The sequence below is a fragment of the Vibrio sp. L3-7 genome, from assembly GCF_963898195.1.
Taxonomy (GTDB): Bacteria; Pseudomonadota; Gammaproteobacteria; order Enterobacterales; family Vibrionaceae; genus Vibrio; species Vibrio echinoideorum.
Genome location: NZ_CAWQUW010000003.1, coordinates 113513 through 129847, shown reverse-complemented (window position 1 = coordinate 129847; position 16335 = coordinate 113513). Strand labels below are relative to the sequence as shown.

Sequence of the window (16335 nt, the reverse complement as noted above, 5' to 3'; positions counted from 1 at the left end):
CTCATCGTGCTATTGGCAGTTTGAGTGAGAAGCCTTATGCACAACACTTCTTGTATTTCTTACCGCTGCCACAAGAGCATGGGTCGTTACGATTTGGCGTTTTTTCAAACGTCATCGTTTTTGGCTTGTTTAGAAGCGTATCAAATTCCAGCGTGTTTTCTTCTTTGTCTGCATCAACCGTGATGCTTACAAAGATAGCGTTGTCTGCTGCTAGAGCCTCAACTTCTGTTTTGCGAGCTTCAGTTTGAACCATTACCGCAACTGGTGACTCTTCAGTACCCACTTTAACATCGCGGTTTACATTGTAGCCTGCAAGAACGTGATTCTGTCTTGTTTCGATACGGCCTTTGAAAAATAGTTTCGACATTGGGTACTCATTAAAATTTGGGATGACGCTATTCCAATGCTGGGTAGCGTTATAGAGCGGGGGATTATACGCATATATTCCAATTGATAAAGCAATGATGTGAGCAAAGAAGGTTTAGTCATTGTGACCTAACGATTGGATGCTTGGTAACTTCTCAATTTTTTGCTTGGTTTGGAATAAACTTGAAATTAGAGACAATAGGATTTCCCTCAATAGGGTTTAGAGTGCTAAATTAAAATCGTCAATTTAAACAAAGAGATAGCGTATGAAGTTAGATGCCATCCTGTGGGATTACGATGGAACCTTGGTCAATTCAGTTCCGAAAAATATCGCAATCACCAAAGACATTATCTCTGTGGTCGCGCCACATTTGTCCGGTGATAATTTACCAAAATATTTGTTGAGCGAGGCGCTTTATCACGAAGCCAACCACGGCGCAAAAAACTGGCAAGCCTTGTATGTCGACTACTACGGCCTATCGCATGATGAAATGTTGATCGCTGGTGGAATGTGGGCGGAGCATCAAGATAAAAACCAAACACCAGTCTCGTTGTTTGATGGTTTGGAAACAGTGGTTAATCGGTTCGCTCATCTTCCTCATGGTATTTGTTCTCAAAACTCTCAATTGAATATTCGTGGTGTACTCGACAGTTATGGCATTGGTGATTTGTTTAAATCGGTTGTCGGTTATGACGATGTATCGAATGGAAACCAAAAGCCACATCCATTTGGTGGCATGAAGTGTGTTGAAAGTATCTTTGGGCAAGCTCAAACCGATGAACTTTGTTTGATGTATATCGGTGACCACGAAGCGGATACGCAGTTTGCTCGCAATATCGAAGCCGCACTTGGCGACAAAGCAAAAGTGATTGCAGTTGCCGCAGGTTATAGTCGTTCTGAACCAGAAAACTGGCAAACTAAGCCCGATTATATTGCTAACAGTGTCGATGATCTTTTAATGATCATTGGCAAATACGCTTAATCAGTATCGTTTGATTAAATCTAGTTAATTTAAGGAAGAGTAATGACATCAAAAGACGTGGTATTAGGTTTTTGGGACGCAATGAGAACCAATGACTTTGCAAAGGCGAGTGAATGGTTAGCAGAAGATTTTGAAGGCTATTGGCCTCAGTCGTCTGAATTGACGGTTGGGCGAGACAACTTTATAGCAATCAACTCTGAATACCCGGCCAACGGTGTTTGGGAATTCACGCTCAATTCAATTGTCTGTGAGGGTGATACCGTAGTAACAGACGTTTCAGTTACTGACAGTGTATTGAAAGATCGAGTGATTACCTTTCACACGGTCGTTGATGGTTTAATCCAAAAGCAAACTGAGTTTTGGCCAGACCCATTCGAAGCGCCGGCGTGGCGATCGCAGTGGATTCAGGTTGTATCGAGCAATTAGTTTTTATCGACACAATAAGGTTGTATCGAATAATCAGCTTATATCGAACAATCAGGTGCATCAAAAAATCAGGTTATAACAAACAAGTGGCATTAGGAGATTTCATTGAACAAGGTAGTGATTGTAACAGGTGGAAGCCGAGGCATTGGCGCAGCGACGTCTAAATTGTTGGCTAGTAAAGGCTATGCGGTATGCGTTAACTTCATACACAACGAATCGAGAGCTGAAGAGTTGGTTAATGAGATTCGCGAGCAGGGCGGAACCGCGATAAGCGTGCGAGCGGATGTGTCTGTAGAATCGGATGTGAAATCCTTGTTCGAGATTGCTCGTAACAAGCTAGGACCAGTGACTCACTTAGTCAATAATGCGGGGATCCTGTTTAACCAATCGGCATTGGTAGATATCGAGTTAGATCGCTTTGAAAAGGTGATGAAATCCAACGTATCAAGCTGCTTTCTGTGCAGTAAAGCCTTTATCAAACAAGCTGACGGTGCGGGCTCTATCGTGAATGTCTCGTCTGCTGCTTCTCGCACTGGCGCGCCGTTTGAATATGTCGATTATGCCGCATCGAAAGGCGCGATGGACTCACTGACTAAAGGCTTATCGCTTGAATTGGCTGCGCGTAATATCCGAGTCAATGGCGTCAGACCGGGTTGTATCTACACCGAAATGCACGCTGACGGCGGAGAACCAGGGCGAGTAGATAGACTCGCCTCACAACTGCCACTGCAACGAGGCGGCACACCAGAGGAAGTGGCTAACTCTATCGCATGGTTATTGTCAGACGAGGCTTCGTATGTCACTGGATCATTTATCGACATTGCGGGTGGTTGTTAGGGCTGGGGTCTCTCAAATTAAGAGAAACTAAGCACTAAAAAAGCTTATTAAAGAAACACGCAACAAAAGTACTTAACTAAAAGAACGAAACTAAGAGTACAAATATGAAAAACTATTTTGAAAGTCCGTTTGTTGGAAAGTCACTCAAAGAACAAGTGACCAACCCAAACATTATTGTGGGCGAGCACAGTTATTACTCGGGTTACTACCATAACCACAGTTTTGATGACTGCGCACGTTACCTATTAGCGGATAGAACCGACATCGATAAGCTGATCATCGGCAGCTATTGCTCAATTGGTTCTGGCGCGGTGTTTATGATGGCGGGTAACCAAGGCCACCAAAATCAGTGGGTGAGTACCTTCCCGTTCTTTTACCAAGAAGACGAGAAGTTTGAAGATGCGATAGACGGCTTTGAACGCTCTGGTGATACCGTGATTGGTAATGATGTTTGGATTGGCACCGAAGCCATGATAATGAGCGGTGTTAAGGTCGGTGACGGGGCAATCATCGCGAGCCGCGCTGTGGTCACTAAAGACGTTGCACCATACTCGATTGTTGGTTCAAACCCAGCGCGTCACATCCGTTATCGTTTCAATGAAACTGAAATTGCTCAGTTGTTAGAAATGAAATGGTGGGAGTGGAACGAAGAACAAATCAAAGGCGCGATGCCATTGATGTGTTCTTCAGATATCGACGGCTTGTACCAATATTGGAAAGCGTTCGCGCAATCTTAAATTCAGGCTCGCTGAAATTACAAGTGCGCCTAAATAAACGCACGTGAGCTAGATACCTGCGCCAACTTGAAAATAGAGCGCGGTATCTTCTTCACTGAACGCGAGGTCAATCCCCGAAATTAGACCATAGCGTCTTGCGATAAGGTAACGGAAACCAACGCCGTAAGCCGCGTGAGAGCTTTGATCAAACATATCTTTATCGCTGTCACCTGCATAACCAATTCCCGTAAACACAGCGGTTGACCAGCGTGGTGTCCATTGTTTGCTTACTTGAACTTCTGCCGCGACCGTGTGCTCACCTTGATAACGATTACGGGCGATGCCTCTCAGTTCAATGTCTGGGTAATATTGAGGAGAAAGCACTCGTTCATTGGTCGACAATGATTTGTACTGTCCTCGCAATGCTAAGTTCCACTCCTTGTTTAACTCCCAATAATTCAGTCCTTCCAAATTAAACGTTTGATAGGTGTAATCACTGCCAATCGCATCACCAAACCAAAGGTATTCCGCGACATAGTTGTAGCCTTGCGTGGGATTGAGAAAGCTGTTCTTGCTGTCGTATTCAGCGATTAGACCCAAACCGGAAGAGGTCGGTGACGTGTTGCCAATGTTGTTTAAGATTTCTTGCGCTTTAGGATGATTATTAAGTGAGAGTGTTGGTGCGAAGAACTGTTGAGAAAACCCCAGCAACCATTGCGAGTCGGGCACTCTAAATTGGAGTTTCTGTATCCCACCCATGCCTTTTAGCCCTAGCTCAACACCTTCGTTTGGATCGAGTGGAGACAAGGCGTTTGGAGAGCTTTGTCGATAAAAGGTCATGTTGATATCGCCATAACCTAATCCACCAAGGTAGCGTATAGAGTCCTCATTCCAGCTGCGCTTGTGACCAACAAATGCCATCCACGTTCCATTCTCTGTTGCAAAGCCGCCAACCGCAGTGATTGCAGGGGTGAGAAGCTGCGCGCCACCATCGATGATTTTTCAGCGAGCTCTTTACGCGTGTTTTTTTGCTCTTCAGATTCGTGCATGAAGATACCGGTGAAGCCGCCACCGTATCCTACCGCAGGCTCTGTAATTAGAATTGGCACAGGAAGAAAACCGTAGGCATTTTCCGCGAGGTATTCTCCCATATCGAGTTGGCCATCAATTTCATCGATAAAACTGACGGCGTGTGTTGTCGTAGAAAATAGCATCAAAGAACTGATGGCTAAGGGTTTGAGAGTCATAACATTCCATATTATTCACTATCCATTAAATTGAGTGTAATTAATCAAATAGATAGCGCAATAGAACGAGGAGTATTAACCGATATATCGGTTCAAAAGGCGAATGGAACAGCGTTTACTATTGGATAGCTTCTACGTACGTCAGAATATCCAGAGCATCTTGCTTGGTAATTGTACCTTTCCACGCTGGCATACCTTGTTCTACGTTACCCTCTAAAATGTCATCCGCCACAGAACTTGGACTGGTAAAAAAGCCGCCTAGTTTATTAGCGATATTAGCGGGCTTGTGTGGCAATGAAGCGGCAGTGGGGCCATCACCGTGACCCTTGTCACCATGACACACCTGACAAAGCTGTCGGTATTTGGTTTTACCATTGGCGAAGTGGCTCGCATCGATTTCTGAGGCGGCACTCGCATTAAACGTCATCATTGAAGCGACTAAACCTAAGAAAGCTAACACGTGTAAATGGTTCATGGTTTTCATTGTTTTGTTCTCGATTATTATTTAACAACGAAAGAATAAGCAGTCGCGAGTAGAAGAAACGTGAATAGGTAAAGCGGGATTAAGCTAAGTTTAGAAGTAGCTTTAGACGTAAATTTAGAAACAAGTTTAGTTGCGGACAAACATCAATGTGATTTGGGTAAATGATTGATTATATGCATATTGCATAGTATGGCGTGTCGCATTAGCGTGGTGGATGAATTGGAGGGGTATTATGATTAGTTGCAACGATTACGATTATATTGAGATTGTGTGTATGCACCGATACCCAATCAAATTAACGCTGAAGTCTGGCGAGCAGATTGAATGTGTCGGATTAGATACTCAACGCAATGACAGCCGTGAAGAGTGCATTAAGGTCAGTATTCAAGGTGCAGAACAGCTTGTCGTACTCACTGATCTTTCCACACTAGAAGTCTGTGTCGACAATCCTCATTTTCAGCAGATTTCATTCAAAACGTCATAGGCTTTCAAATGAATAACACCATAGAGCAATGCTATTGCACCACGTGCCGAGAAGACACACAACACGTTGTTGTGTTGGTCAGAAAGACGAGTGCGTTTGCAGACAAACCTAATCAAAAGAGACACGAGTTTTGGGCGGGAGTGATTAAAGGCTGGTTCCTTGGCCCGTTTATCGCGTCCATGGATGAATTTTCTCGTCATCTTGTGTGTGAGAAGTGCGGCCATAAAGAGATTGAAGACTAAGTATTGATTTAATATGCTGAAACTAACGTTGGCTAGGAATAAAACAGATGAAAGTTGAAACGATTGAAGCCGTGAAGGCATACGGGTTCGCAGTGAGAACGACCAATACTAATGAAATGGATCCAGCTAAAGCGAAAATAGGTCAACTGTGGCAAGGGTTTTTCGACCAAGCTTTTCCTAAACTGACACCAGATTCAAAGGTGTATGGTGTCTACACCAATTACGAATCGGATTTTACTGGTGAGTTTGATGTTATCGCGTGTACCAATGCACTAACGGATAACAATTTAGATGACCTAGTTGAAACTGAAATTGAAGCAGGTAAGTACCTAACGTTCTCTGCTGACGGTGAATTGCCGCAAGCGGTTATCGATTTATGGGGCGAAGTATGGGCGTATTTCAATGCGCAGGATTGCCCACATACTCGAACCTACACGACGGATTTTGAATTCTACAAAGGCGAAACCGAAGTCGAGATCTCGATAGCGATTAAATAAGGCTTTTGCTTGTCGCTTGTTGATCATAAAAGCTACTGGTAACAGATAAATAATGAATAAAAAAAGAGCCGCTCTATATGAGTGGCTCTTTTTGTTGGGCTATCTTGTCCAGAAAAAGGCTAACTACATCATTCTCATGAAGTAAGGAATAATAAGGGCGTTCGCTAAATCAATGAAGAACGCACATACCAACGGCACGATGATGAAGGCTTGTGCAGAGTGTCCATACTTTTGACTTACTGCCGACATGTTTGCCATCGCGGTTGGTGTTGAACCTAAAGATATCCCGCCAAAGCCTGCACACACTACGGCGGCATCATACGTTTTCCCCATGGATGGGAATACAATGAAGATATTGATGATTACCGCTAATAAAAGCTGCATTGCCAGTATTGCGAATATTGGGCCTGCTAAATCAATGAGTGTCCAAAGTTGCATGCTCATTAACGACATTGCCAAAAACGTACCTAGAGAGATTTCAGCAATCAAGTCTATAGCAGGAGAGCGCGTAGGCCATTTCGTCCCAGATATTCTTGGGTATGAATCTGGCATCAAGTTGGTGATCACGATACCCGCAAACAAACACGATACGAACAATGGAAGCTGTAATCCTGTTTGGCTGATCAATTCATTCAGCAAAGCACCGACAATGACACAAATATGGATAGCTAAGACAGCATCTAGAAATTGAAATGACGTCAATTCTTGCTTTTGCTTACTCTCATTTGAATTCACTGAAATGTCTTGGCCTTCAGCAGGTTTAAGGTTGTGGCGATTAATAAGAAACTTAGCAATCGGACCACCCATTAAACTGGCTAAGATAAGTCCAAACGTGGCGCTGGCGATACCAATCTCCATTGCGCTTTCCAACCCAAACTCTTCTGCGACCTTTGGTGCCCAGGCGATAGCCGTTCCGTGACCGCCAATAAGTGAAATACTGCCGCTTAACAAACCAAAGACAGGCTCTAAACCAAACATAGAGGCGACGGAGATACCGACGATGTTTTGCATGATCATAAAAAAGATGGTGATCGCGAGTAGAATCACTAACGGTTTACCGCCTTTAAACAGGTCTTTCAAACTTGAGTTGATACCGATGGTGGTAAAGAAGTAGACCAATAATACATCGCGAGCAAACAGATCAAATTGGACTTCAATTGAAGTGGTCGCGTAAAGGCCAGCAAACAACAAAGACGCTAAAATTCCGCCTGAAACGGGTTCAGGAATGCTGAATTCTTTCAAAAATCCGATGACTTGATTAAGCCTTCGTCCGATAAATAGCACCACGATACCCATGGTCACTGCGAAGAATGACCCAAGGTGTAAGACGTTGTTTTCAAATTCCATAATAAGCCTTGTATAAATAAAATGCTGACTGCCGATTTGCTAATTTATAAGCAACTAGATTAGCATTATTTGTTATTGCCAAAAGATAAGAAGGTTTGAAATTCGGCATCGGAGAGGAGCTGTTTATTACCTTCTTCAATCAATAGGTCTACGTTTTCTTTGTCTATCATAAAATCTGTTGGGATTTGATTAAGTAAATATCGCTTGGCGCTGTTGTCTGTCTTGTTCAAACTGACTTCAATAAAGTAAGGGACAACCTTACGGTCTTGGTAAGAAGCTAATTCGGACCAAGACTCTAACTCGTCGACGATCAGATCTTTGGTCGTATCGTTGTAGCGGTGCAACTGGATATCGGTGATCACGTCTACCGTTTGTTTCATTGTTGGCATTTCAATCGTGTTTCCGATGCCGGACTCTGGCATTGTAGCGGCATCAACAGAAATGATGACGATAGGGCGTACCTGTTGATTTTTATGTAAGTTCTTCAGTTTTTCTTTGTCGTTATAGCGTAAATATTCAGACATCTCATAAACCGACAGCAAGCCTAGGTTGTCAGTAATTCCACCATCAACGAGATGAAGATAATTAATGTCGTCTTTATGGCTGTATGACTCTAACGATTTGATCAGATTTCGGTTGCGATAGCTGGTCGCTTCAAAAGAGGGCTGTAAGTGTTCTGTTTTGTCACAGTCGTTTTTGTTCTCAAGTACGACGGGTGTGAATACAAAAGGAACGGCAGAAGAAGCCGTCACTGAACTTGAAACTGAATAACTGTTTAAGTCAGAGCAAATTAGGTCAAAATATTCTTGCGTGAACGAAAAGCGAGATCCGGTAGAAATGTCAGTAGCGTTAATCACAATGTATGGAGAACCATCTCGTCGAATGTCAGCAAACGTACTATCACCAAAAATGTTGGCTTCATAATAATCGGTCGCTTTATCTGTTCTTGTGGCGTAAGAGAACCAATAAGTCGGAGATAGGAGAATAGAAAGTAGATCTTTAGATACTTCGTGATAGAGAAAGGTTTCTTCGTAGTCTTCGAATATCTTATCGCCATATAAGCCGTAATAAGCTGCGGTAAAACTGCCGCCCGATACCGAGCTAATAATGTCGACTTCATCCAATAGGTTGATGGTTTCGCCGTCAATGTCGATATTGGTGTCGCGTAACGCTTGTAACACTCCGTAAGAAAGCGCAGCTGCACGCGTTCCGCCCCCTGAAAAAGAGAGGATCAAGGTAACTTTGTTGTCTTGTTTATAGAAGTTTTTAGCGGTGTAAGGCTGAGCCAGCTGTTCACTTGACTGACTCGTGTTCGTCGCTTTGTTCTTGGCGCTACAGGCAGAGAGGTTGATTGAGAACGCCACTAATAGTGATATTTTCGCGCATTCTGTAAGCCAATGATTTCGTATATGGCAATGATTTGGTTTATCGGATTGATTTACTTTCGTTTTCGGCATAGCCCATTTCAAACTAACGTTGTGGTTAAGTGAAAGGCTATTTTCGTTGATATTTAGACTGCCATCAATGGTGTCACCGGGAACACAGTGTCACGATATTCAGTACAATCTAAGCGTATTGGTGCCGATTTTGAGTTATTTAGTGTTATCCAAAAAGACAATCTTGTTTAGTTTCATTCCATAAAGGGTATTGCTTCATCACTTGCCCATACAGTTTACTTTCAAGGTGTGCTCTTAACCAACGGCCTACATTTTGATAATCAGATTGCACAAACCACTTCTTTTCAACGCGCACAAATTGGCTAACAAATGGCATCACGGCAAAGTCGGCCAGACTCGGTGTATTTCCGAACAAGTAATCGTGATTGGCGAGCTTGTTTTCAAGTACGGATATGAAGCCCTCGCAAAGAAGTCTACGTTGCTCAACATCGTCATTTCGGTAACGCACGGAAGCACGGTATTTTTCTAAATAACCGATGAATTCTTCATCGTTCATTTTAATAAGCTGGTGGACTGATTCGTTTAAGGCTGAATTGCTCGAACGCAAAAGATCTTGAGGATCATTCTGTTGAAGTGCCCAATTCATGACATCTAGGCTCTGCTCGACGATTTGTCCATCTGGCAATATTAATACTGGAACTGTGCCTTTTGGCGAACTGGCTAATAATTCGCTAGGCTTGTCTTTAGTGACAATTTCTCTAAGTAAAACTTGTTGTTGTGACAGGGCGATGCCCATTCGGCCGCGCATCGCATAAGGGCAACGACGTAAAGAATAAAGGATTGGTAGGTCGGATTCATTCGGCATAATTGAGATCATTTAGTTTGAAAAGTGTTGTTAGGTGGTAAAGAGATCGTGATGTAGGTAGAATACGCGGCTTAAAAATTATAAGTAAGTGAGCGACTTCAAAAATGAGCAGAAAGATTGAGTTATTAGCCCCAGGTGGCGATGTAGAGGCGATTAAAGCAGCCATCGTAGCAGGAGCTAATGCGGTTTATTGTGGTTTGGACACCTTCAACGCTCGTAACAGAGCCTCTAACCTGTCGTTAGATGAATTGAATGGTGTAATTCGCCTTGCTCATGAATATGGCTGTGAAGTGTTCCTGACTCTTAACGTTGTGCTACTGGAGCATGAGATTAAGAGCATAACCAAATTACTGAACCAACTGGTGAACACAAAACTAGACGGCATCATCGTTCAAGACCTTGGTTTGTTCGATTTGGTTAAAAAGCATTTTCCATCGCTTGATGTTCACGCATCGACTCAATTAACCACGCACAATGAAGGCCAGATTAAGTTCTTGTCTAAAATTGGCGCAACGCGCGTTAACTTGTCTCGTGAATTGAATCTGCCAGAAATCAAGATGCTAACGGAAGTTGCACATGACCACGACGTATTGACCGAAGTGTTCGTACACGGTGCTCTGTGTATCGCATTCTCAGGCCAGTGTTATTCAAGTTCAGTAAGTGTTGGTAATTCAGGCAACCGTGGCCGTTGTAGCCAAGCGTGTCGTGACGAATACGAAATCACCGACGCAGGTAACAAGTTCCCACTTAACTTAAAAGATAACTCAGCGTACTACGACCTACCTGAATTAGTTGACGCGAAAGTCGACTCATTGAAAGTTGAAGGCCGCATCAAAGGCGCACACTACGTATACACAGTAGTTGATACGTGGCGCAAACAAATTGATAGCTTTGTAGAAAGTGGTTTGTTGATCGAAGACGACTCGAACCTGCACAAAGTATTCAACCGCGATTTCACCAACTCTTTCCTTAAAGGCAACTTAACGAAAGACATGTTCATCGATAACCCGCGTGACAACAGCATGAATTATGCCGTTGATAAAGCGACGAAAGAGAACAATGAAATCTCGGTTGTGCAAATTCAAGAAGTGACCAGCGATCTTTATGAATCTAAGAATGCGCTTGGTAGTGAAATGCGTGACAAGATTGAGTTTCTTGATATCCGTAAAACTGGGGTATCACTGTCGTTCAATGCAAAATTAGGCCAAGCCTTTACTGTGACGGTAACAACAGATAAAGAGAACTTTACGGTTCAATCTCAATCGTTATTAGCAACCGCTAAAGAGACTGCAATTACTCAATCGTTACTTGAGAAGCGTTTCAAATCAGTGAAGAGCGCTGTTCATACGCTTGAAAACTGCAACTACGACAACCTAGATGAAGGTCTGATTCTTCCTTTGAAAGAAGTGTCGGTCTTAAAAGACGAAATCGATTTCATCTTAAACGGTTCTGTGAAAGTGATTAAACACGTTGAAGTGCCAGCACTGCCTCAGCAACCAAAGGTTAACGAGAAGCCAACCATGTCGATGCTTATCGCTGATGTGGAAGACTTGCACCTGTGTGACGTAACTGACGCGGATGTTTATTTCAAATTGCCTGAAAGCTTCAAGAAGCGTTGTAACAAGTACATCGACATCTTGGCAGCAAACCCACGTTTGATTCCTTGGTTCCCAGCAGTATTAATCGGCAAAGATTACGACGAAGCGGTTCGTATTCTTGAAGAGATCAAGCCAACTCGCATCGTAACCAACAACACGGGTATTGCTTACAAAGCTTACGAAATGGGTATCGAGTGGGTTGCAGGCCCGTTCATGAACACCACAAACTCTCACGCACTGGTTACGTTGAAAGAAGAGCTTAACTGTGCAGGCGCATTCATTTCGAACGAGATCAACAAAGGTCAGATTCGTCATATTCGCCGTCCAGAGAACTTCAAACTGTTCTACAGCATCTACCACCCAATCTTGATGATGACCAGCCGCCAGTGTTTCTTCCAAAGAACGGTTGGTTGTAACAAGCCAAGCATTGAAGCGGGTTGTATGTTGAAGTGTGAGAAAGCGACCACGATTACTAACGTGAAAGGCATCTCTTTTGCGGTAGATAAACAAAAGGGTGGCTACCCAAGCATTTACAACCACGAGCAGTTCTTAAACCATGACGCTGTAACGGATTTCTCTGGTCTGTTCGACGAATTCTTCATCGACCTAACTAACATCGGTGCTGGTTCGAAAGAAGTACAAGACAAGGCTGAGCTAATCAAGCATTTCCAAGGTTTGATTAACGGTGTTGATGGTTCACAACAGAACCTAGAGCAAATGGTTGAAGTTCGTACTAACGCTCAATACGTGCAAGGTCTGTAGGGTTCAAGGTCTATAAGGTTCAAGATTTGCAGTCTGCAAAGTCTGCAAGCTTCTAGGTTTATAGACCTCAAGGTTTAAAGTAATACGAACCAATAAATAGAAAAAAGAGGCCACTCAATTGAGTGGCCTCTTTATGTTTAGGTCTCTTAAGAAGCATAAACGAGATCGGAATGTAGTTGGCGTGTAACGTTTATTCCGTCACGGCTTCTTGTTTGAAGCATGGGCTTTTCAACGTATTCATCTTTTCAATCTCACTCGTTAAGCGTAGCGAGAGCAGCGCTTTTTGATTCGAAGCAAAATCAAACATCACAATGGTCGCAGTACCAATGGTCGTCAGTTTTTTCTGGGCTTTGCTGACAATCGCGTATTCCATTGTGAATCGATCGTCTTGAATGTCTGTGACTCGAGAGCCAATCATCAGCGTATCTGGATACGTGACTGGGCGGAAATACTTACAGTAAGTGTCACCAAGTACAGGGCCGACTTTGGTGATAGCCATTTCTTCCATTAACTCGACGTGTTTAAAGAAATCTAAGCGAGCGGTCTCAAAATAACGAAAATAGACGGCGTTGTTTACGTGATTAAGCGCGTCCATTTCTCCCCAAGCGACAGGGATTTCTGTTACTACAGGGTAGTCAGATAATAGTGCTTCCATGCGAACTCTCTTATTGTTATCTGTGTAGTTAATGTTATCTGGGTAATTAATGTTATCGGCTTATCCTTCATCGGGATAAGTTGTTATTGGAATAAAAACCCTACCGCTAAATTAACAAAACTGCAACACGTGTGATTTAAGTTTTTGAAGCTTGAAACCACACAATGTCAGAGACTTAACTTTCCGTTACTTATTGACTAGCGTCTCACTAAACAAACGACTTACGCACATCCACTCAATGATTACGCATTAAGGTGTTTGAATTGCAGCTCAACTAAGCGTTGGTACAATTCGCAGCTATTGATGAGAGACTGGTGGTCGCCGATGTCTACTAGCTGTCCTTTATCGAGCACCGCAATCTGGTCGGCGTGTTTAATTGTTGATAAACGATGGGCGATAATGATCGTCGTTCTGCCACGCATTAACTCTTCTAACGCTTGTTGTACGTGATGCTCACTTTCGCTGTCTAGTGCGCTGGTTGCTTCATCCAACAATAGAATATTTGGATCTTTCAAGATGGCACGTGCAATCGCAATACGTTGTCTCTGCCCGCCGGAAAGCCTTACACCACGCTCACCAAGAAAGCTGTGATAGCCTTCAGGTAGGTTTTGGATGAACTCATGTGCGTGCGCTTTTTTAGCTGCCTCAATAACTTGTTCATCAGTAGCATCGGGATTTCCGTATCGAATGTTATGGAACACATCGTTACTAAACAGAGCGGGTTGTTGCGGCACCAATGCCATCTGCTTTCTTAACTCGTTCGGGTCAAACTGGTTCAGTTCAACACCGCCTAACGTCACTTTTCCCACTTGCGGGTCGTAGAAACGTTGCAACAGTTCGAATAGGGTGGTTTTACCTGCGCCAGACGGGCCAACTAATGCCAACACTTTGCCTTCTTTCGCGGTCAGTGTGAGATTCTTTGTCGCTGGTTGATCGGGTCTTGATGGGTAACAGAAGGTCACATCGTTGAAAGCGACTTCTGGCGTTAGCTTATCAAGCGATGTTGGATCCGCTACTGGCGCAACAATATGGCTTTCGACTTGCAGTATCTCGATTAATCGCTCGGTTGCACCTGCCGCGCGTTGCAGTTCGCCCATCACTTCAGAAATAGTGCCTAAAGATGAAGCAACCATAATCGCGTAAAATACAAAAGCGGCGAGATCACCGGCAGACATTGTGCCGTTAATCACATCACTGCCGCCAACCCAAAGCATGCCTGCAATCGCACTGAACACAATAACAATTACACCAGAGATAAGAATCGCACGTTGTTTTACGCGCTGGCGACCAATCTCATAAGCCTTTTCCACTTCAACAGCGAATGACGCTTTCTCTTGCGCTTCTCGGCTGTAACTTTGCACTGTCTTGATGTGCTCAATCGCTTCGCCCGCATAAGAACCAACATCAGACATCGAGTCTTGGCTTTGTCGAGAGAGGGCTCTAACTCGTCGGCCATAAAACAAAATAGGCACTAAGATGAACGGCACTGAGGCTAATACAATAAGCGTTAGCTTAATATTGGTCGCAAACAGCATGATGATCGCGCCAATACACATTAATGCGCTGCGCATTGCCATTGAGAACGACGAACCAATGATGCTTTGAAGCAATGTCGTGTCGGTAGTGATACGCGACATGATATCGCCACTGCCATTGGTTTCGAAGTAGCTCGGGTGCAGTGTTACAACGTGGTTGAAAACCGATAGGCGAATATCCGCACTCACACGCTCCCCAACAGAAGAGACCAAATAGAAGCGGAAGAAGGTACCAATTGATATCAACACTACAACGACCATGATGAATTGAATCGCATTGCCTAAATCTTCTAATGAACGTTGACTAAAACCCTGATCAATAAGCAGACGAATCCCGTGGCCAACTGAAAGCGTTAAGCTTGCCGTAAAGATCAAGGCGAGTAGTGCGACGAGCACTCGACCTTTATAAGGCTGAATGAATTTGCTTAGCTCAAATAAAATGCTGAGGCTTTTTTTCTCTGGCGCTTGTTGAGTCGCTCGCTGAGTCTGTCGCTGGTTCGAGTCGAGCGTAGAAGAGACATCGTTTTGCATATGACTGCCTTAATGTGTTGTCGCTTTAAAAATAGATGGCTTGTTACTTATTACTTATTACTTCTTGCTTATGGTTTATGGCTTTTTGCCTGTACGGCGCGTTGTTCGCTGGGAAGTAATTGTTGTTGAGAATAGAACCCATTAAAGCATTTATTACCACTTCATGCTCCCTAGGAAACTCAATTTCCAATATTTCATCATCACTAAGTGCATAGTTCGAAACGACCTTAAAGGAAAATTAAGCATTCCGATCTAGTCAGTTCGATAGAAAAATGGGTATTTAACCCTGATTTTTATGCAATTAAATTGGCGTTAATAGGAGAGCGCACTCATAAGAAGGCAACCGATAGATGATTTATAATTGACAGTAAAACGTTTGCTTTTTATCTCGATGCTAGTTTTATCAATGACTTGTGATTTAAAGATGTAAGACCAGTCATAGCGACTGTTTTTTGTGCAATATCTGTTACATAAATTCAACAAAATAGTTTTTTATACATTTATCTTGCATAAAACGTCAATTTGAATAGAATAACCAACAAATGACAATTAATGCAGTATTGTGGCATGAGTATTCAAGTAAAGAGCATCAACAAATCATACGGTGATACCCAAGTTCTTCACGACATCAGTTTTAACTGTGAGAGTGGCGAAACCTTGGTATTGCTTGGCCCAAGCGGCGCAGGCAAGAGTTCACTACTGCGTGTTTTGAACCTATTGGAAATCGCGGACAACGGCGAATTGGACATTGCGAACGAGCAATTCGATTTTGCAGGTCAGATCCAAGAAAAACAGGGTCTGAAACTACGTCGTAAAGTCGGCATGGTGTTCCAGCAATACAATTTATGGCCACACATGACAGTAATGGAGAACTTAATTGAAGCTCCTACCAAGGTTGCAGGCTTAGACAAGCAAGAAGCCATTGCACAAGCGAAAACGGTATTGACCACTTTACAACTTGCAGACAAAGCTGATGCTTGGCCACTTCAACTCTCTGGCGGCCAACAACAGCGTGTCGCGATTGCGCGTGCATTGATGATGAAGCCAGATGTACTGCTATTTGATGAACCAACCGCAGCACTCGACCCTGAGATCACCAACCAAGTCGTTAGCATTATTAAAGAGCTAAGTGGCACGGGGATTACTCAAGTTGTTGTGACACACGAAGTGGAGTTCGCCAAGAAGATTGCAAGCCACGTTCTTTACCTCGAAAAAGGTTACATCGTTGAACACGGCACCAGCGATTCATTCGTTAATCCGCAGACGCCAGAGTTTGCCGAGTATCTTACTCATTAAGTAAGTCACGTATTAAAAGAAAGTTGACTCACTAGATTTAGCTAAACACAACATCGATCAAAACAAT

At 43.4% G+C, this 16335-nt stretch carries 16 protein-coding genes and 1 pseudogene; 9 read left to right on the top strand and 8 right to left on the bottom strand.

All coding sequences use genetic code 11. The features are described 5' to 3' along the window. Positions 1 to 34: 34 nt before the first annotated feature. Positions 35 to 367: a PBPRA1643 family SWIM/SEC-C metal-binding motif protein gene (locus AACW75_RS04005; protein WP_145564980.1), complete on the bottom strand. Its 333-nt coding sequence runs from the start codon at positions 365 to 367 to the stop codon at positions 35 to 37. 265 nt (positions 368 to 632) lie between these two features. Here AACW75_RS04005 and AACW75_RS04000 point away from each other — a divergent pair, with 265 nt between their 5' ends. The 4 genes from AACW75_RS04000 to catB all read left to right on the top strand — a co-directional run bounded on the left by AACW75_RS04000 (position 633) and on the right by catB (position 3349). Continuing rightward, complete coding sequence (locus AACW75_RS04000; protein WP_135458414.1) at positions 633 to 1349, top strand: HAD family hydrolase; 717 nt, start codon at positions 633 to 635, stop codon at positions 1347 to 1349. 42 nt (positions 1350 to 1391) lie between these two features. Next, positions 1392 to 1775 carry a nuclear transport factor 2 family protein gene (locus AACW75_RS03995; protein ID WP_145568354.1) on the top strand — a complete coding sequence of 128 codons (384 nt, stop codon included), beginning with the start codon at positions 1392 to 1394 and terminating at the stop codon, positions 1773 to 1775. A 105-nt stretch (positions 1776 to 1880) separates the two neighbouring features. Next, on the top strand, positions 1881 to 2612 hold the full coding sequence (locus AACW75_RS03990) for an SDR family oxidoreductase (protein WP_145568355.1): 732 nt from the start codon (positions 1881 to 1883) through the stop codon (positions 2610 to 2612). A 104-nt stretch (positions 2613 to 2716) separates the two neighbouring features. After that, positions 2717 to 3349, top strand: a complete 633-nt coding sequence (gene catB / locus AACW75_RS03985) for a type B chloramphenicol O-acetyltransferase (RefSeq protein ID WP_145568356.1) — start codon at positions 2717 to 2719, stop codon at positions 3347 to 3349. A 48-nt stretch (positions 3350 to 3397) separates the two neighbouring features. Here the strand turns inward: catB and AACW75_RS03980 are convergent. Continuing rightward, positions 3398 to 4575, bottom strand: a pseudogene (locus AACW75_RS03980) (glyceraldehyde-3-phosphate dehydrogenase). Between the two features lie 118 nt (positions 4576 to 4693). Further along, positions 4694 to 5059, bottom strand: coding sequence for a c-type cytochrome (locus tag AACW75_RS03975; protein ID WP_145568358.1), 366 nt, complete (start codon positions 5057 to 5059; stop codon positions 4694 to 4696). Positions 5060 to 5291: 232 nt separating this feature from the next. Here AACW75_RS03975 and AACW75_RS03970 point away from each other — a divergent pair, with 232 nt between their 5' ends. From AACW75_RS03970 to AACW75_RS03960, 3 genes are read left to right on the top strand one after another with little or no spacing between them, the layout of a single operon-like run. Further along, positions 5292 to 5543, top strand: coding sequence for a Rho-binding antiterminator (locus tag AACW75_RS03970; RefSeq protein WP_145564986.1), 252 nt, complete (start codon positions 5292 to 5294; stop codon positions 5541 to 5543). Positions 5544 to 5551: 8 nt separating this feature from the next. Then, positions 5552 to 5785, top strand: coding sequence for a hypothetical protein (locus AACW75_RS03965; RefSeq protein WP_145568359.1), 234 nt, complete (start codon positions 5552 to 5554; stop codon positions 5783 to 5785). Positions 5786 to 5832: 47 nt separating this feature from the next. After that, the gene (locus AACW75_RS03960; RefSeq protein WP_029225053.1) at positions 5833 to 6282 is read left to right on the top strand and encodes a GyrI-like domain-containing protein; all 450 of its coding nucleotides are present in this window, start codon (positions 5833 to 5835) and stop codon (positions 6280 to 6282) included. Between the two features lie 123 nt (positions 6283 to 6405). Here the strand turns inward: AACW75_RS03960 and gltS are convergent, their stop codons facing one another. The 3 genes from gltS to AACW75_RS03945 form a co-directional block, all read right to left on the bottom strand. Further along, positions 6406 to 7629, bottom strand: coding sequence for a sodium/glutamate symporter (gene gltS, locus AACW75_RS03955; protein ID WP_135458398.1), 1224 nt, complete (start codon positions 7627 to 7629; stop codon positions 6406 to 6408). 65 nt (positions 7630 to 7694) lie between these two features. Then, positions 7695 to 9086, bottom strand: coding sequence for a patatin-like phospholipase family protein (locus tag AACW75_RS03950; RefSeq protein WP_145568360.1), 1392 nt, complete (start codon positions 9084 to 9086; stop codon positions 7695 to 7697). 145 nt (positions 9087 to 9231) lie between these two features. Continuing rightward, positions 9232 to 9891: a glutathione S-transferase gene (locus AACW75_RS03945; protein WP_145568361.1), complete on the bottom strand. Its 660-nt coding sequence runs from the start codon at positions 9889 to 9891 to the stop codon at positions 9232 to 9234. A gap of 104 nt (positions 9892 to 9995) precedes the next feature. Between AACW75_RS03945 and AACW75_RS03940 the strand changes: the two genes are divergently transcribed. Continuing rightward, entirely contained in the window at positions 9996 to 12251 is a 2256-nt protein-coding gene (locus AACW75_RS03940) for a peptidase U32 family protein (RefSeq protein WP_145568362.1), read from the top strand. A gap of 190 nt (positions 12252 to 12441) precedes the next feature. On the opposite strand, the gene AACW75_RS03935 is transcribed toward AACW75_RS03940, so the two are convergent. Both AACW75_RS03935 and AACW75_RS03930 read right to left on the bottom strand, forming a co-directional pair. Next, positions 12442 to 12906: an acyl-CoA thioesterase gene (locus tag AACW75_RS03935; protein WP_017074941.1), complete on the bottom strand. Its 465-nt coding sequence runs from the start codon at positions 12904 to 12906 to the stop codon at positions 12442 to 12444. A 242-nt stretch (positions 12907 to 13148) separates the two neighbouring features. After that, positions 13149 to 14972, bottom strand: coding sequence for an ABC transporter ATP-binding protein/permease (locus AACW75_RS03930; protein WP_145568363.1), 1824 nt, complete (start codon positions 14970 to 14972; stop codon positions 13149 to 13151). 567 nt (positions 14973 to 15539) lie between these two features. Here AACW75_RS03930 and artP point away from each other — a divergent pair. Continuing rightward, positions 15540 to 16268 (top strand): arginine ABC transporter ATP-binding protein ArtP, encoded by a 729-nt coding sequence (artP, locus tag AACW75_RS03925; RefSeq protein ID WP_102552747.1) that lies wholly within the window; start codon positions 15540 to 15542, stop codon positions 16266 to 16268. Positions 16269 to 16335: the final 67 nt, after the last annotated feature.

Excerpts from the sequence above, each read along its gene's own strand:
- AACW75_RS04005 (WP_145564980.1), bottom strand. The coding sequence starts at position 367 with ATGTCGAAACTATTTTTCAAAGGCCGTATCGAAACAAGACAGAATCAC.
- AACW75_RS04000 (WP_135458414.1), top strand. The coding sequence starts at position 633 with ATGAAGTTAGATGCCATCCTGTGGGATTACGATGGAACCTTGGTCAAT.
- AACW75_RS03995 (WP_145568354.1), top strand. The coding sequence starts at position 1,392 with ATGACATCAAAAGACGTGGTATTAGGTTTTTGGGACGCAATGAGAACC.
- catB (WP_145568356.1), top strand. The coding sequence starts at position 2,717 with ATGAAAAACTATTTTGAAAGTCCGTTTGTTGGAAAGTCACTCAAAGAA.
- AACW75_RS03975 (WP_145568358.1), bottom strand. The coding sequence starts at position 5,059 with ATGAAAACCATGAACCATTTACACGTGTTAGCTTTCTTAGGTTTAGTC.
- AACW75_RS03970 (WP_145564986.1), top strand. The coding sequence starts at position 5,292 with ATGATTAGTTGCAACGATTACGATTATATTGAGATTGTGTGTATGCAC.
- AACW75_RS03965 (WP_145568359.1), top strand. The coding sequence starts at position 5,552 with ATGAATAACACCATAGAGCAATGCTATTGCACCACGTGCCGAGAAGAC.
- AACW75_RS03960 (WP_029225053.1), top strand. The coding sequence starts at position 5,833 with ATGAAAGTTGAAACGATTGAAGCCGTGAAGGCATACGGGTTCGCAGTG.
- gltS (WP_135458398.1), bottom strand. The coding sequence starts at position 7,629 with ATGGAATTTGAAAACAACGTCTTACACCTTGGGTCATTCTTCGCAGTG.
- AACW75_RS03950 (WP_145568360.1), bottom strand. The coding sequence starts at position 9,086 with ATGCCGAAAACGAAAGTAAATCAATCCGATAAACCAAATCATTGCCAT.
- AACW75_RS03945 (WP_145568361.1), bottom strand. The coding sequence starts at position 9,891 with ATGCCGAATGAATCCGACCTACCAATCCTTTATTCTTTACGTCGTTGC.
- AACW75_RS03940 (WP_145568362.1), top strand. The coding sequence starts at position 9,996 with ATGAGCAGAAAGATTGAGTTATTAGCCCCAGGTGGCGATGTAGAGGCG.
- AACW75_RS03935 (WP_017074941.1), bottom strand. The coding sequence starts at position 12,906 with ATGGAAGCACTATTATCTGACTACCCTGTAGTAACAGAAATCCCTGTC.
- AACW75_RS03930 (WP_145568363.1), bottom strand. The coding sequence starts at position 14,972 with ATGCAAAACGATGTCTCTTCTACGCTCGACTCGAACCAGCGACAGACT.
- artP (WP_102552747.1), top strand. The coding sequence starts at position 15,540 with ATGAGTATTCAAGTAAAGAGCATCAACAAATCATACGGTGATACCCAA.